Here is a 15,269-nt window from a genome sequence, read left to right on the forward strand (position 1 = left end):
CGCGCACGGGGGCCGCGGGGGCCGTCTGGTGGCGCTTGGCGCCACGCCATTGCGCACAGACACCCAAGCGAAGTGCTTGGGTGCCTGCAGGGGCCAACCGGCGAGCGCCTTAGCGCTTGCTGAACTGGAAGCGCGCACGGGCGCCGCGGCGGCCGTACTTCTTGCGCTCTTTCTTGCGTGGGTCCCGGGTCAGGTGCCCGGCGGACTTGAGCGCGCCACGGAACTCGCCGTTGATGCGCAGCAGCGCCCGAGCGATCCCGAGGCGCACGGCCCCAGCTTGACCCGAGAGCCCGCCGCCTTGCGCGGTCGCCCAGACGTCGTACTGCTCGCGCGTGTCGGTCTCGACCAGCGGCTGCTCGACGAACTTCATGTTGGTGGCGCGAGTCAGGTACTGCTCGGCCTCACGTCGGTTGATGCTGATCTTGCCTTCGCCCGGCATCAGCCAGACACGGGCGATGGCGGTCTTGCGCCGGCCGGTCGCGTAGTACTTCATGATTTCAGTGCCGTAACGGGGTGTGAGCCAGAGCTAGGACTAGATCTGGTGAGGCTGCGGGTTCTGGGCTTGATGGGGATGCTCGGTGCCGGCGTAGACCTTGAGCTTCTTGAAGGTCTGACGGCCCAGCACGCCCTTGGGCAGCATGCGCTTGATCGCGCTGCTGATCACCAGCTCGGGCTTCTTGGCGAGCATCTCCCGGGCGGTTCGGGTCTTCATGTGCCCGAGGTAGCCGGTGAACTTGTTGTAGGTCTGTTGGTCGAGCTTGGCGCCCGTGAACTTGACCTTGTCCGCGTTGATGCAGACCACGAAGTCACCAGCGTCTAGGTGCGGCGTGAACTCGACCTTGTGCTTGCCGCGGAGCAGGCCCGCGATCTTCGACGCGGCCCGACCGACGGTCTGACCTTCGAGGTCGATCAGCAGCCAGTCGCGCTTGATCTCGGCCGGGTTCGGAATGTGGGTGCCCATGGGACGCAGAGATCTAGAGGAGGGGCCCAGAGGTGTCAAGCGGCCATTCTAGGGCCGTGCCAACTGGCCCGGTTGGCATTCGAGACCCCGCTCCCTGCGTGTACGAGCGCCGCGGGCCGGACTTTTACCATGCGAGCCTCCCCCATCCAATTCACAAGGCCCCACTCGTGTGGATCCGCCCAGACCGGGATGTCGATTTGGCGGGCTCGCGCGGCGGATCTGGCAGGCGGATCTGCGGGCGGATCTGGCGAACGTCAGCCAAACCGGGTCGATCGTCTGCTTGGGGCACTCGACCGCCCCCCCAGCAACTGCCACCGGATGCGACGCGCCCGCCCGAAGACCGCGGTGATGTCGGCATTCCGAGCTTGCGAGCTGCAATGCGGCCCCGCCCCTATGCCCGCCTGCACATAAGGGTGATACTCCTCCGAGTCGCCCATGAGTACGCCCCGCGCGAAGATCCTCGTCGCCGACGATTCATCGGTAGAACGCGCAGCAGCGCGAACTGCGCTGGAAGACGCTGGCTATGCCGTGATGGAGGCCGTCGATGGTCAGCAGGCCCTCGAGGTGTTCGCCCGCGATCGTCCCGACCTCGTGATGCTCGACGTCGTGATGCCGCGACTGACCGGGCTCGAGACCTGCCGCATCCTCAAGGCCAAGGCCGGCGGCAACTACTTGCCGGTGATCATGGTCAGCACCCGCAACTCCGTGAACGCGCGGGTCGAGGGGCTCCGCAGCGGCGCCGACGACTACCTTGGCAAGCCCTACGACGCAGAGGAGCTGCGCGCCCGCGTAGAGGCGTTGCTGCGCACCCGCAAGGTCATCGCCGAGCGAGCGGCGACCGACTCCGGTGAGCCCGGCGCCGAAGAAGCCGACGCCGCCGCAGAGCCAAGCGCCGACGCAGGCGAGGCCGGGCCGCCGACCTCCGCGTCGTCCCGCCACTCCAACGAAGCTTTCAAGCGCCGCGCCGAAGAAGAGTTCGATCGAGCCGAGCGCTACAGCGATCCGCTCGCGTGCCTGCGGGTCGAGCTCGACGACTACGACGCCTTGGTCAAGCGCCACTCCAGCGACGCCGTCGCCGGGCTGGTCCGCGGCCTGCGCGACGTGATCGAGGCCAGCGTTCGCAAGATCGATCTCGTGTTCCGGCTCGATCCCCGCGGCTACATCCTGCTGCTGCCGAACACGCACTTCCCCGGCGCGCTCGCGGTCGCCGAGCGGATCTGCCTCGACAGCGCGAAGATCCGCGTCGACGCGGCGCCCGACTATCGGTGCACGGTCAGCGTTGGGGTCTCGTTCTTCCCGAACAAGGACACCCACTCCGTCCAAGATCTGCTCGACCTCGTCGGCGCCGCGCTCGACCGCGCGCGCAGCGAAGGCGGCGGCAAGATCTGCCTGTTCCAGCACCAAGGCTACCTATACGCCCCCGAAGCGGGGTGAGCGGCTGCGCTAGACCCCACACGCACTTGGACGGCGGCGACTGTGCAGCCGCGTCGCGTCCCGTTGCTTCGCTTTTCTCATGATTCCTCGCCAGCCAATCGCCCCACCCCAGCGGGTCATGTTGTACCCGCGAGAAGATGGGCCGGCGGCCTATGGCGCCGCGACCCAGGCCGCGAGCTGGCTGCACGCGCGCGGCGTGGGGGTCGTCCTCGACGCCCGGGTCCGGGCACGCGCTGGCACCGACGGGCTCGAGCTGCCCGACGCCGCCGTTGGCGTCGAGCTCGACAACATCCCCGACGACGTCGATCTCATGGTCGCGCTTGGCGGTGATGGAACCTTGCTCCGCGCGAGTCGCTGGGTCGCCGACATGGGCGTGCCCGTCGTCGGTGTCAACCTGGGCGACCTCGGGTTCCTGTCTGCCTACGGCCGCGATCAACTCGAAGACGTGCTGCTCGACGCGATCGAAGGCCGGCTCAACTGGGAGCCGCGCCTGCGCATGGGCGTAGAAGTCCGACGCGACGGCGAGGTGTTCGAGACCGAGACCGCGGTCAACGACGTCTACATCAAGCACGGGCAGATCCCCCGCTTGCTCCGGCTCGCGACCCGCGTCGGCGATCACGAGCTCGCGCTCTACAAGGCCGACGGGCTGATCATCGCGACCCCGCTGGGCTCGACCGCCTACAACCTCGCCGCTGGCGGGCCGATCGTCGCGCCCGGCACCGAGGTGTTCACGATCACCCCGATCTGCCCGCACAGCCTGACGCTGCGACCCGTGGTGGTCAGTGCCCACGACGGCGTGACCGTGACGTGGGAAGGACCAACCCAGGGCGTGAGCGACGGGTACCTGACGGCGGACGGGGCCTGGAAGATCCCCTTGCGCTTGGGCGACGAGATCCGCATGCGCGCCGCCGCCAAGCCGCTGCGCCTGGTCCCAGCCAAAGCCAGCGTGTTCGCGGTGCTGGCCGCAAAAATGGGCTGGTCGAGCGGCTGAGCGCCCCGTTTGGGGGTCAGATCCCCAGCACGCGGCGCAGCTCCTCCGACAGACCATGCTTGTCTCGCAGCGAGATCGAGTCGTGCTTCGGCTCGATCGAAAATTGCTTGAACGACTGTAGCCGGCCCAGCACCTCGGACTCGGCGATTCCACAGATCGTTGCGAGCGCGGCACAAGCCCGCTTCAGGCTCATCGTGTTGCCAAGATCCCGATCCCACTTGCCCCAGCTCTCGAGCAACATCATTGCCTGATTGGCGACTTGGGCAGGCTCGTTCAAGGACCCCTGGGTTGGCTCGATTGATCGCAGCGGCCGCTGGGTTCGCCCGGTCCGCGAGTTGGCGACCACCGAGCGCGACAGCTCGGCGCCGCTTGGCGATGCGTGCGGCCGCGCCGTCACCTCGGAGAAGCGCTGCGCGAGCGCCCGAATGAACGCGCCCATCCACGGCTTCATCGCGTCGACTTCGCGCTCGAGCACGCTGGCTGTGACGCTCATCGCGACCACGTCGGTCAGCGCGACGACGCTGGCCGTGCGCGGGGTCGAGGCCAAGATCGCGGTCTCGCCAAACACGTCGCCCGGCCCGAGCGTGCGCAGCGACTCCTGCTTGCCGTTTATATCTTTGAACACCTCGCAGCGGCCCGAGATCAAGATGTACGCGGCGTCCCCAACCTCGTGCTCACGAATGATCCACTGCTTGGCGGCGAAGGTCTGGCGCGGAAAGTTGCCGCCGCCGCGCATGAAGCCCTGCAGATCCGCCTGCATGTCTTCAACGCGTGCGTAGCGATCCACGGGGGACGACGCCATCGCCACGCTGACGATCCGCCGCAGCTCGCGGGGGATCGCCAGCTGCTTGGGCAACTTGGCGCCGCCCGCCTCGGCCTGCAAGAGCACGTCCACGGCGTTGCGCCCCTGATAGGGCGGGTGCCCCGTCAGGATCTCGAACAGCATCGCGCCAAGCTCGAACACGTCGGAGCGCGGGTCGATCTGCCGTTGCTCCCCGCGGGCTTGCTCCGGGCTCATGTAGGCGGGCGTGCCCATGATGATGTTGGCGTTGGCAGCGACCAGCGGCAGCGGATCGCGGACCCGCCTGCTACGCGCGAGCGGATCACCGCCGACTGGCGGCGGCATCACCTTGGCGATGCCCCAGTCCATCAAGTAGACCTGCCCGTAGTCGCCAACCATGACGTTGTCGGGCTTGAGGTCGCAGTGGACGACGCCCCGACTGTGCGCAAACGCGACCGCGTCGAGCACCTTGAAGAACACGTCGAGCAGGCGCAGGAGATCGTCGTGGCCAACCGCCGTTGCGACCCTGAGCCCGGCCGCGTCGGTGCGGTCGTGGGTTGAACGCAGCGCATCGATCAGCTCGAGGAGCGTGCGGCCCTCGACCAGCTTCATCGTGAAAAACAGCCCGCCTCGCTCATCGACGCCGAGCTCGTGGACCGGGACGATGTTGGGGTGGTCGAGCTGACCGGTGATCTGGGCCTCGCGGACCAAGCTGCGGACCGCGAGCAGCGAGTCCGTGTGGCCATCGAGCAGCTGCTTCATCGCGACCCGCCGCTGCAGCGCACGATCAACCCCCACGCGGATCGACGCCATGCCGCCGCGCGCGATCTCGCCCTGCACCTCGAGCCGGGCGCCGTGCTCGGGGATCACCGAAGCGATCAGCGCCGCGACGTCATCGGTCTCGAGGTCGACGCGGTCACCTGCCATGGCTGGAGGCCCTCACCGTTCGAGTTGTACCAAGTAAACGGCCGTCACGAGCGATAGACGCGCGCGGGCCAGGCTAGCGTGGCTCACCCAACCGCTTGGTGGCGGTCGTGATGCAGCGAGAGATTCGCGGCCGCGATGCAGCACTCGCGAAGAAAGTCCATGTACAGATCCAGCGTCCGCTCTCCGGCCTCAGCCATGCGATCGACCCGCTCGGGGTTGGCGTCCAAGAACTCCACCATCGTCCGGCTGAGTGACCCACGCTCCTCGAAGTTGGCGAGCGCGTCGAGGCTGCGCAGGCAGCTGCGGACGTCTGCGCCGAGCAAGCACTCTGCCTGCGCGGTGACCCGCCCCGCGAGCGAGCCCAAGGTCGCGTCGGCCTCGTAGACCGCGGCGAGCTGGGTCCACGGACGGGGCCCGTCAACCTGCAGCTGCTGGCTCTCGTGGAAGCGCCGCATCGAGGTGGTCGCCGACTGGGTCAGGAGATCCGTCAGGTTGATGTGCGGCAAGCGTCGCGCGTTCCACAGCTGCGCGAGCCGGCGCGTGTCATCGGCGACCATTCGGTAGCGCTCGATCGCCTCGCCCGCGATCTGCAGCAGCGAGAGCGACAGCTTGTGCTCACCGACCTCCGCACACCGACGACTGGCCTCGACCAAGAACCGCTCCGCTGGCTCTTGCAGCTGCATCGTGAGCGCGGCCCATTGAATCAAGAATGCGTGCAGCAGGGCGGGGCTGACCTCCGCCGCCATCAAGATCCGCAGCTCCTGCCGGTTCTTTAGACCCTGGCGGGCGCCTGCGAGGCGATCTTGATAGGTATCGAGCGGGGTGGACATGGCACGGGGAGCCCTGGGTGCGGGCCAATGGGCGCGCACGGCGTCTATCAGCCCAACATCTGGACCGGGCGGACCGGAACCGGGCCATGCTGGCCTGATCTGAGCGGGTCTAGACTCGAAGCGGGTTGCCAACTGGATTCCAACCAGTTGCTCGGCGCGGAGGAGCGATTCGGCGCGCCGTGTTCACTAACTTTGTACCGACCCTTGTGTTCGAATGCAACAACAATATCAGAAAAATCCAGTAGAGGTGTAGCTCACAAACTCTTGTCCAAACGGCCACAAACAGCCGAATTACACGACTGAACAGACAGAGGCTCGCGCCTACATGTGTACAGGTATCGGTATTCTGTGCAGTGATCCCTTCGAGAAATTCAGCCACAGTAAACTCGGGTAGCACAAGCAACGACACGCGCAACGGGCGCCCACTCACCATTTGAGTTTCAATTAGATTCCCATCGGGAGCCACAATGGAGACGATCCGCAATCACCTCACTAGCCTCCAATTGTGCACATGTGATCCAGTCTGGACCACGTGTGGGCGGGCCACTCCCCTGGGGCAGGCGGCTGTGCTAGGAGGCGTCCCGTGCTCGACTACCTGCGCATCCGAGGCCTGGCGCTGCTCGACGACGTGGCGCTCGAGTTCGAGCCGGGCATGAACGTGCTCACCGGCGAGACTGGCGCCGGCAAGTCGATCATCGTGGACGCGCTGACGCTGTTGCGAGGGGGCCGGGGCCGCGCGGAGCTGGTCCGCGAGGGTGATGAGACCGCCCGGGTCGAGGCGCAGTTCGCGGTGCGCGGGCGGATCGGCGCCCCCGCGGGCATCGCGCTCGACGAGATCCTCGACCAGTTCGGGCTCGCGCTCGAGGATGAGGCCCTGGTGCTCGAGCGACGGATCCGCAGGTCCGGCCGCGGCCGCGTGGCGATCCAATCCAACCTGTCCACGCTCGCCGCGATCACAGAGATCGGCAGCGAGCTGATCGAGATCTGCAGCCAGCACGAGCACCACTCGCTGACCCACGTGGCCCATCACCTCGAGCTCCTCGACGCCTACGCGCAGCTCGATGGCGCCGAGGGGCCGCTCGCCGACTACGCCGGGCACTACCGCGGCTGGCGGGCGCTGACCGAGCGCATCGCCGAGATCCGCGAACAAGAGGCGGAGCGGCTGTCGCGGGCGGACTACCTGCGCTTCCAGATCGACGAGCTCGAGCGCGCGTCGCTCGAGCCCGGTGAGTACGAGCAGCTGCGCGCCCGGCTTGGCGTGCTGCGCGGCTCGCATGAGCTGGCCGGCTTCGCCAACCAAGCCCAGTCGCAGCTCTACGAAGACGACAACGCCGTCGCCTCGGTGCTCGCCGTGCTGCTCGAGCGAGCCCGCCGCCTGCCCGAGGGCCTCACCGCGCTCGCCGAGATCACCGAGCAGCTCGAGGCCGCCCAGATCGCGTGTGAAGAGGCCGCCAGCGCCGCCGCCCGGCTCGCCGACGAGATCGAGGTTGGACCCAACGAGCTCGAGCACACCCAAGAGCGCCTGCACGAGCTCGAGCGGCTGCGTCGCAAGCACGGCTGCGACGTCGACGAATTGATCGAGCGGACCCAGTCCATGCACGACGAGCTGGTCGCGCTCGACTCGGCCGAAGACGAGCTCGCGCAGCTCGAGCAGCTCGAGTCCAAGCAGTGGGCGGCCGTCAAGCGCCACGCGGACACACTGCACGCCGCCCGAGTCGCCGCCGCCAGCGGCCTCGCCCGCGCGATCGAGGCCGAGCTCGACGCGCTGCACATTCCAAACGCAAAGCTCAGCGTCGAGCTGCGGGCGGTCGAAGCCGGCGCCGATCCAAGCGACGCGCCCGATCCCTCGAGTGAGCGCTGCGCCGTCGGCCCACGCGGCCGCGACCGCGCCGAGCTGCGGTTCTCGGCCAACCCCGGCGAACCGCTCGCGCCGCTCAACAAGGTCGCGTCGGGCGGCGAGCTCTCGCGGGTGCTGCTCGCGGTCAAGAGCGTGCTGTCAACGCGGGCGCGGGTCGCAACCTACGTGTTCGATGAGGTCGACGCGGGCGTCGGCGGGGCCGTGGCCGAGGCGATCGGCCTGCGCCTGCGCCGGGCCGCCAGCAACCATCAGATCTTGTGCATCACCCACCTCCCGCAGATCGCGGCCTACGCCCAGGCACACTTTCGCGTTCGCAAGCTCGTGGTCGATGGACGCACCGTGACACGGGTCGAGCGCCTCGACGCCGACGAACGGGTCGAGGAGCTCGCGCGCATGCTCGGCGGCAAGCGTGTGACCCAGAGCGCACGCGAACACGCTCGCGCGCTGCTCGAGCAAGCCCTCGTGCCCACGCCGCCCGCCGGAAAGCCGCCGGTCGCCAAGCCCGGCAAGTCCACTGCCAAGACAACCGGCAAGACCACTGCCAAGACCTCTGGCAAGACAACCGGCAAGTCCACTGCCAAGACCACTGGCAAGACCACTGCCAAGTCCAAGCCCCGCCGCGCAAACGCGAGCTGAAACCATTTTGTGCTGGTGCCGGCAAGCGGGCGAGAGACCTCGTCCCGCTGCGCACAGCCCGACTCGACGCGGTGTGGTTCCGGGAGTAACATCCTCTCGCTAGCCGCACGAACCCTCCAAGGTTCAAAGGTTCAGAGGTGCATCAACATGGCCCAACGCTTCCCCATGACCCCGGCCGGTCTCCAGCAGCTCCGCAGCGAGCTCAAGCAAATCAAAGAGGTCGAACGGCCGCAGAACGTCAAGGACATCGAGACCGCCCTCGGCCACGGTGACCTGCGTGAGAACGCGGAGTACCACGCCGCCAAGGACCGTCAGGCGGAGTTGGCTGCGCGCATGGCCTACCTCGAGGGCCGCATCGGTCACGCCCAAGTGATCGACCCCGCCAGCATCGAGTCCGACAGCATCGGCTTCGGCGCAACCGTGACGATGACCGACATGGACACCGACGAAGAGGTGGTCTACGTGCTGGTCGGCGAGACAGAGAGCGACGTCAAGGCTGGCCGGATCTCGATCGCCGCCCCGATCGCGCGGGCGATGCTCGGCAAGCGCGAGGGTGACGACGTCACCGTGCAGCTGCCCAAGGGTGACCGTGAGTATGAGGTCGTGAAGATCGAGTACAAAGGCGTGTCGTAGTTTAGACTCGCTGCGCTCGGTCCCGATCGAGACTTGCCGCTGCCAAGCTCGCGCGGGTTGCCGCACCGACCAAGCCGTTCTCGGACCTCGATCTGTTCGACACGAGTTTGGCTTCCGGGGCTATGGTGGTGTATCGCGGCTACGCATTGTGGCGACAACGTCGTCGAGGAGCAGCGGTGATTGTGGCGGATCGGGTGCGGGGCTGTTCCGCTCGGCCCGCTCTGGGCCCGGCCTGCCCCAGACCCGAAGACCATCGCCTGCCGGCTCCGCCTCTTGTTGCATGGGCCGGACTGTGAAAGGTTTCCGTGTGCGCCCTCTTCGTTTCGCCCTGGCCCTGCTCCTGCTCCCCGGACTGACTTCAATCAGCGCCTGCAAGTCAAAGGACTTGCACGCCAACACGAAGCTCCGCAAGCGAAAGGTGACCTTTGACGACGGCGGCGCTCCGGTCGGTGCCTTCTTGATGTTCGGTGACCACGAGGTTGGCCAGGTCACCGCACCCGGGCTCCACGAGCACGAGCTCAAACGTCTGTATGTCCGCGGCACGGTCCCGGCCAGCTTCGACGACAGCAAGGGCGACAACGGCTACAACGGCCTCGAGCTCGAGTTGCGCACCGCCTGCGGGACCCAGCGCATGCCCCTGAGCCTCGTCGCCGAGGAGGGGAGGGCGGACCCGCTGTTGCACTTCGACTCGAGCAAAGCTACCGCAACGGCGAGCACGCGGGTGTGGACGGATGTACCGGACCCCAAGATCTCGATCGGCGAGGCCGAGGCCGCGATCAATATAGATCACTTCATCGTCAACGGCCTCGACTGCGCGCCCAAGCACAGCGTCAGCGTCAACGGCGAGGTGGTCGGGGAGATCGAGGCCAAGGACGACGCGCTCGTGGGCTTGTTCGTCGCCAAGGACGCCGCCACCTGCTACGAGGTCACCGTCGCCCACTATAGCGAGGATGGGGGCAGCACCAATACCACTATCCTGTCGGGCAAGCGGGTCTATGCCTTCCCCCATGAGCGCATCGACTACCGCTTTCGACCGGTGCCGACGGTCACCGTCAGCAAAACAGGCTTCGCTCGTGCGGTGGTTGGGATCAACGTGGTCAGCTGCGACGAGGCCTGAATCGAGCGCTGCGTTGGTGGTTCTCCACGGCGGCGGCTGGCGCGGCGAAGCTCAGCGCGGTCAGCTCGGCGCACACCGCAAGCAAGAAGGTCAGAACGGATCGGGTCGAGAGGCTGAAGTGGTGTATGGCAGTCGCTCTCGGTGGGACGGGGCTGTGCGCCACGCCGCCCACGCTGGCAGCCGGACTCAAGGCCACGCGAGCAGCTGCGCGAGCTCGGCTGGCCACGGCGCCGTAAAGCAGACCCGCTCGCCGGTATGCGGGTGCGGCAAGCTCAGCGAGCTCGCGTGCAAGGCATGGCGCCACAACCCCAGCCGGGCCTCGAGCTCGGCGACAGGGCGGCCGCCCTCGATCACGTCGAGGAACTCCTGCTCGCTCGCGGTGTACAGCTTGTCGCCGATCAGCGGGTGCCCGATCGAGGCCAGGTGCACGCGGATCTGATGGGTCCGCCCGGTCCGCGGCCAACACCTGACCAGCGTGATCGGCTGCCCGCGGTGCTCGCCGTGACGCAGCGCCTCGACGTCGGTTCGCGCGAGCTGTCCGCCGTCGTCGATCGCCCGCGGGCCGATCTTGATCAGGATCCGCGAGTCCTTCGCCGAGCCCAGCGGGACGTCGATCGTCTGCGCGCCCTCGAATCGACCGCCGACCAGCGCGAGGTACTGCTTGTCGACCTCGCGCCGAAAGAAGCTGCCCTTGAGCAGCGGGCCCGAGCCCTTGCGCCGGCCAAACACCATCACCCCCGAGGTCTCGCGATCGAGCCGATGCGCCATCTCCCAGCCGTGTCCGGGCCCAAGCCGGCGCCGCATCAGCGCCGTGAGGGTGTGGCGGTGGTAGCGAGCCGATGGGTGAACCGGCAAGTTGGCGGGCTTGTCGAGCACCAGCAGGTGCGGATCTCGATGCAAGATCGCGTAGTCGAGCACGACCGGCGGCTCGATCGGCGCGGGGCGACGGATCACCAGCACCTGCCCGGCCCGGATCCGCAGCGAGTTCTTGCGCATCGACTCGCCGCTGCTGCGACACCGCACGCCGCCGCCCGCGAGCATCTTGTGCACGCGGTTGCGAGACATCCGAGTGAAGCGCTGCGACAAGAAGCGATCGAGCCGCTGGCCCTCGCTGCCGGGTCCGACCTCGAGCTCGAACTCGATGTAGGGCCGACCGTTCTCGTCGTAGACGATGTCGTCGTAGACCTCGGCGTCGCCGTGCTCGAGCGCTGCGCTGTCTGCGAACGCCGTCGCGTCGACGCCGGACTCGGCCTCGCCCTGCCCTGCCTGGCTCATGCGGCCCGGAGCATAGCCCCGTGCCCGGCCGCGTCGGGCTGCGGAGAATCCACAAGCTAACATTGCTGGCATTCTCGTGGCGAGTGCTATAGTCCGGCCCATGACTTCTCCCGACCCCAAGGCACAGACCCCCGAGCCAGCTGGCGGCGGGATGCTGCCGGCTCTGCTCGCGGGTGCCGGTATCCTCGCCGTCGCCGCGCTGTTCATCTTTGGTGGCGACGACGACAAGAAGAGCGACGCGACCCAGAACAAAGACGGCCAAGCTGCTCACTCGTCTAGCAACCAGACCGGCCGCACCGCCAAAGGGGGCATCGCTGCCCGCCAAGCCGACGCAGCCGCCAAGAGCGGTCGCCCCACCCCGCGGCTCAACCCGCGGATCGCCGACGCGGTCGTGACCGAGGGCATGGCCCCGGCCCCCCACAAGAAGCCCGAGCCAACCAGCTGGGGCTCGCGCGACGAAGAGATCATCTACTGGGAAGACCAGCTGCGCGAGGCCAACCGCATGCTCGAGATCCGCGAGCGGGCCACGGAGCACGTCCCCAGGCAAGAAGAGAAGATCCGCGAGAACGGCACCCCGGAGGACCTCGCGGAGTTCCAGCAGCGGAAGATCGTGGTCGCGGACAACCTCGAGCGGGCGCAAGCCCGCGTCCAAGAGGTCCAGCTCAAGCTCGACAACCTGAAATAGTCATTACCCCCACAGCCGCCTTCGCACTTCGGGTCACTCGCTTCGCTCGCTCCCATCGGCCGTTTGTTCGCGGGGGCATCATTGGCCCCCTAGCAGGGGGCTCTTGTCTGGCCACCTGCAGGTACTGGGTGCCTCTCCACTCACGTGACGTGCTTTGTGGAGTGGTGGGGTCGGCGATGAGCACACTGCTGGCTTCGCCTCCTCACTCTCGTGCTTTTTGAACTGGTGGGATTTTTGGTGGGTTAGGCAACGCTGACATCGCGCGCGGGTGCCGAGGCTTTCTTGGTCGTGCGGTTTCGCTATGCTGCCGGCGATGTCGGCCAAGCGCCTCCGTTCCCGCGTCTTTCAAGCTCTCGTGCTTCCGCTGCTCGCGGTGCTCATGACCGTTGGTGGTTGCGGGCTCACGATCACGCGGATCCAGACCGCCGCCGACAAGCCCAGCAACGTCGCGGTGTACTTCAAGGTCGAGGACGCGAAGGGGGAGCCGGTTGGCGGGATGACGGCCGAGCAGTTCGAGATCTACGAGGACGACGAGCTGGTCTCGGTCTACGAGAGCAAGCAGACGATCCTCAACCCCGAGGTCGCGGCTTCGCACTACACGCTGCTGCTCGTCGACATGAGCGGCTCGGTCGCGGACTCGGAGGACTTTCCGAAGATCAGCGAGGCCGCGACGCTGTTCACCAGCCAGGTCGAGAAGAACAACCAGGTCGCGATCTACGCGTTCGACGGCTCGGCCGAGATCCACAAGATCACCGACTTCACCGGCTCGGCCGGCGGCGCGCAGGCGCGGGCCAACTCGCTCAGCGGCTTCAAGCCACAAGACCCCAGCACCAACCTCAACGGGGCGATCGTGCAGGGCCTCGAGGTCCTCGACGCCGGGCTCGAGAAGGCCGAGAACCCGCTGCGGATCGGGACCTTGGTCGTGTTCACCGACGGCACGGATCGGGCCTCGCGGGTGCCCGAGAGCGAGATGCTCGACGCGGTCAACGGCACCCCCTACGAGGTGTTTGCGATCGGCCTGGGCGCCGAGCTCAGCGAGAAGGACCTGCAGCAGATCGGCAAGAGCGGGACCGCGCTGGCCAAGGACAGCTCGGAGATCCAGACCGCGTTCGAGACGATCGGCAAGCGGATCGAGCAGCTGACCCAGAGCTACTACCTGCTCAGCTACTGCTCGCCCGCCCGGGCCGGCTCACACACGGTGACCGTCAAGGGCAAGCACACGCCCGAAGGCAAGAAGAAGGAGACCACCGGCGCGCTCGAGACCGAGTTCGACGCCGAGGGCTTCGACAAGGGCTGCGATCCCAACACCAAGCCCAAGTTCGACATCACCAAGGGTGACATGGCCGCCGACGACAGCGGCGGCAAGACCAAGGGCAAGGCGAAGGCCTCTGCCTCGACCAACTAGCGACTAGCCTACAGCTCGGTGATGGAGAGCTCGTAGCTGCCCGACCCGTTGTAGCCGTCGACGAAGATCGAGACCGTCTGCCCCGCGCTCAGATCCAGCGGGATCGACGACCACAGATCGACCATCTGATCGGTGATCGTGTCATCGTTGCAGGCGAGCTCCGGCCCGTCGCAGCCGCCATCGCGGATGTACATCAAGGTGTCGTAGTTCGAGCCCTCGAGCGAGAACAGGTAGGACCCATTCGCGGGGGCGGTCCACGACAGCTCGGCCTCGGGCGCGCCGTCGAAGCTGCAGCTGCCCTCAGAGTCGTTGCCGGCCCCGAGCGTGGTGCCGCTGGCGACCGCGGGCAGCTCGCTGCCCAGGCTCTGGCCGCAGCCGGATCCGCCGCCCTCGGCCTCGACCGTCAAGGTGATGAGCCCAGGCGCCTCGGGATCCCACTCGCTCACGAACACGATCTCCTGACCAGCGGCGGCGTCGAACACCAGGGTTGGCTCCTCCCCGGGGATCGTGGTGGCGCACATCCCGTCTTGCCCGTTGCAGCCATCGAGCAACACCGCGAGCCCCGAGAAATTTGGGGTGGCGTCTTGGCTCGCGCGGTAGAGACCGTCCGCGGGCGCGGTCCAGACGAAGCGCCGCTCGGAGCTGGCGAAGCTGCAGCCGAAGTACTGGTTGCCCGCGTCCGACTCGACCGGCCACTCGGCCATCACCGGCACCATCGAAGCGAGGACCTGGGCGTCGTCGCACAGCCCCGGCTGGTCGTCGATCAGCTGCATGGTGAGCTCGTAGTTGCCGACCGAGGCGCCGAAGCCGTCGGCGACGATCGTGTAGGCCTGGCCCGCGGACAGCTCGACGGTGAGCTGGGACTCCACGGTCATGCCGTCGAACGCGTCGTCGTTACAGGCGATGACCGGGCCGCCGCACTCGCCCTGAACCACCTCGAGCACCGTGTCGTAGTCCGAACCAAAGGTGTGAAACTCGTAGAGCCCGGTCACGGGCGGCACGAACAGGTAGCCGTGGTCCCCCGCGCCGTCGCCCCCGCACTGCGAGCCGAAGTCGTTGGAGGTGCCGAGGGTCGAGCCGAACCTGCCGTCGTGGGTCCCGAACAGCTCGCCGAAGGGGCAGTCGCTCGGCTCGTCGTCGACCGGGTACAGCCACATGTCGAAGTAGGTCGGGCCATAGTCGATGTCCGTGTCGAACACGAAGGTGTAGCGCTCGCCAGCGACCGCGTTGAAGTCGACGGTGTTCGGGAAGTTGAACGCCGTGCAACCCAGAGACGGGCCGCCGCAGGCACCCTGCAGCACCGACATGGCCGCGGGAATGTCTGGGTACATGGTCAGCCGATACGGTGCGGTGAACGGCGCGGTCCAGATCGCCGAGTAGTCGGGCCCCGGGCTCACGACGCACTCGCCGTCGTGATCGCTGCCAAGCCCGGCCTCGATCACCGCGCCGAAGTAGACCTCGGGATCACTGCCAAGGTCGACGTCGACGCAGTCCCCGTCCCCGTCCCCCGTTGGATCGCCGTCGCCGTCGCCGGTCGGGTCACCGTCGCCGGTTGGATCGCCATCGGTCCCCCCGATGTCGCCGAAGCCCTCGAGGCCCGGTGGGCGGTCGGGCCCACACCCTGCGGCACACACGGCCGCCAAACACATCGAGTTCAAGCTAAAAAAGCGCACGAGGGGAGTATAGAGCAGCCCTTTGGCCCACGTCACTTGGGTCGCGCGGGCTCTGGGAGCATC

The 15,269-nt window shown here is 67.3% G+C and carries 13 protein-coding genes; 7 read left to right on the forward strand and 6 right to left on the reverse strand.

What is annotated here, in order from left to right:
* Nucleotides 1–109: 109 nt before the first annotated feature.
* Both rpsI and rplM read right to left on the reverse strand, forming a co-directional pair.
* Nucleotides 110–493, reverse strand: coding sequence for a 30S ribosomal protein S9 (gene rpsI, locus DB30_RS21965; protein ID WP_052552154.1), 384 nt, complete (start codon nt 491–493; stop codon nt 110–112).
* Between the two features lie 39 nt (nt 494–532).
* Nucleotides 533–961 carry a 50S ribosomal protein L13 gene (rplM, locus tag DB30_RS21970; RefSeq protein ID WP_052552156.1) on the reverse strand — a complete coding sequence of 143 codons (429 nt, stop codon included), beginning with the start codon at nt 959–961 and terminating at the stop codon, nt 533–535.
* A 435-nt stretch (nt 962–1,396) separates the two neighbouring features.
* On the opposite strand from rplM, the gene DB30_RS21975 reads away from it, so the two are divergent.
* The gene (locus DB30_RS21975; protein ID WP_146660054.1) at nt 1,397–2,395 is read left to right on the forward strand and encodes a GGDEF domain-containing response regulator; all 999 of its coding nucleotides are present in this window, start codon (nt 1,397–1,399) and stop codon (nt 2,393–2,395) included.
* Between the two features lie 118 nt (nt 2,396–2,513).
* Complete coding sequence (locus DB30_RS21980) at nt 2,514–3,386, forward strand: NAD(+)/NADH kinase (protein WP_165703885.1); 873 nt, start codon at nt 2,514–2,516, stop codon at nt 3,384–3,386.
* 16 nt (nt 3,387–3,402) lie between these two features.
* Here DB30_RS21980 and DB30_RS21985 read toward each other — a convergent pair whose 3' ends face one another.
* Complete coding sequence (locus DB30_RS21985) at nt 3,403–5,094, reverse strand: protein kinase domain-containing protein (RefSeq protein WP_052552163.1); 1,692 nt, start codon at nt 5,092–5,094, stop codon at nt 3,403–3,405.
* 83 nt (nt 5,095–5,177) lie between these two features.
* Nucleotides 5,178–5,924, reverse strand: a complete 747-nt coding sequence (locus DB30_RS21990) for a hypothetical protein (protein ID WP_052552166.1) — start codon at nt 5,922–5,924, stop codon at nt 5,178–5,180.
* Nucleotides 5,925–6,507: 583 nt separating this feature from the next.
* On the opposite strand from DB30_RS21990, the gene recN reads away from it, so the two are divergent.
* The 3 genes from recN (at nt 6,508) to DB30_RS22005 (ending at nt 10,168) form a co-directional block, all read left to right on the forward strand.
* On the forward strand, nt 6,508–8,418 hold the full coding sequence (gene recN, locus DB30_RS21995; protein WP_052552168.1) for a DNA repair protein RecN: 1,911 nt from the start codon (nt 6,508–6,510) through the stop codon (nt 8,416–8,418).
* Nucleotides 8,419–8,565: 147 nt separating this feature from the next.
* Nucleotides 8,566–9,051 carry a transcription elongation factor GreA gene (greA, locus tag DB30_RS22000; RefSeq protein ID WP_052552172.1) on the forward strand — a complete coding sequence of 162 codons (486 nt, stop codon included), beginning with the start codon at nt 8,566–8,568 and terminating at the stop codon, nt 9,049–9,051.
* 307 nt (nt 9,052–9,358) lie between these two features.
* On the forward strand, nt 9,359–10,168 hold the full coding sequence (locus tag DB30_RS22005; RefSeq protein WP_146660056.1) for a hypothetical protein: 810 nt from the start codon (nt 9,359–9,361) through the stop codon (nt 10,166–10,168).
* 186 nt (nt 10,169–10,354) lie between these two features.
* On the opposite strand, the gene DB30_RS22010 is transcribed toward DB30_RS22005, so the two are convergent.
* A complete protein-coding gene (locus DB30_RS22010) occupies nt 10,355–11,443 on the reverse strand; it encodes an RluA family pseudouridine synthase (protein ID WP_052552176.1) in 1,089 nt (362 codons plus the stop codon).
* Nucleotides 11,444–11,543: 100 nt separating this feature from the next.
* On the opposite strand from DB30_RS22010, the gene DB30_RS22015 reads away from it, so the two are divergent.
* Together DB30_RS22015 and DB30_RS22020 are read left to right on the forward strand one after the other, a co-directional pair.
* Nucleotides 11,544–12,128, forward strand: coding sequence for a hypothetical protein (locus tag DB30_RS22015; RefSeq protein ID WP_052552178.1), 585 nt, complete (start codon nt 11,544–11,546; stop codon nt 12,126–12,128).
* Nucleotides 12,129–12,441: 313 nt separating this feature from the next.
* Nucleotides 12,442–13,533 (forward strand): VWA domain-containing protein, encoded by a 1,092-nt coding sequence (locus DB30_RS22020; protein WP_052552301.1) that lies wholly within the window; start codon nt 12,442–12,444, stop codon nt 13,531–13,533.
* 8 nt (nt 13,534–13,541) lie between these two features.
* Here DB30_RS22020 and DB30_RS22025 read toward each other — a convergent pair whose 3' ends face one another.
* Nucleotides 13,542–15,206, reverse strand: coding sequence for a PA14 domain-containing protein (locus DB30_RS22025; RefSeq protein ID WP_146660060.1), 1,665 nt, complete (start codon nt 15,204–15,206; stop codon nt 13,542–13,544).
* Nucleotides 15,207–15,269 lie beyond the last annotated feature (63 nt).

It is taken from the genome of Enhygromyxa salina (assembly GCF_000737335.2).
Lineage (GTDB): Bacteria > Myxococcota_A > Polyangia > Nannocystales > Nannocystaceae > Plesiocystis > Plesiocystis salina_C.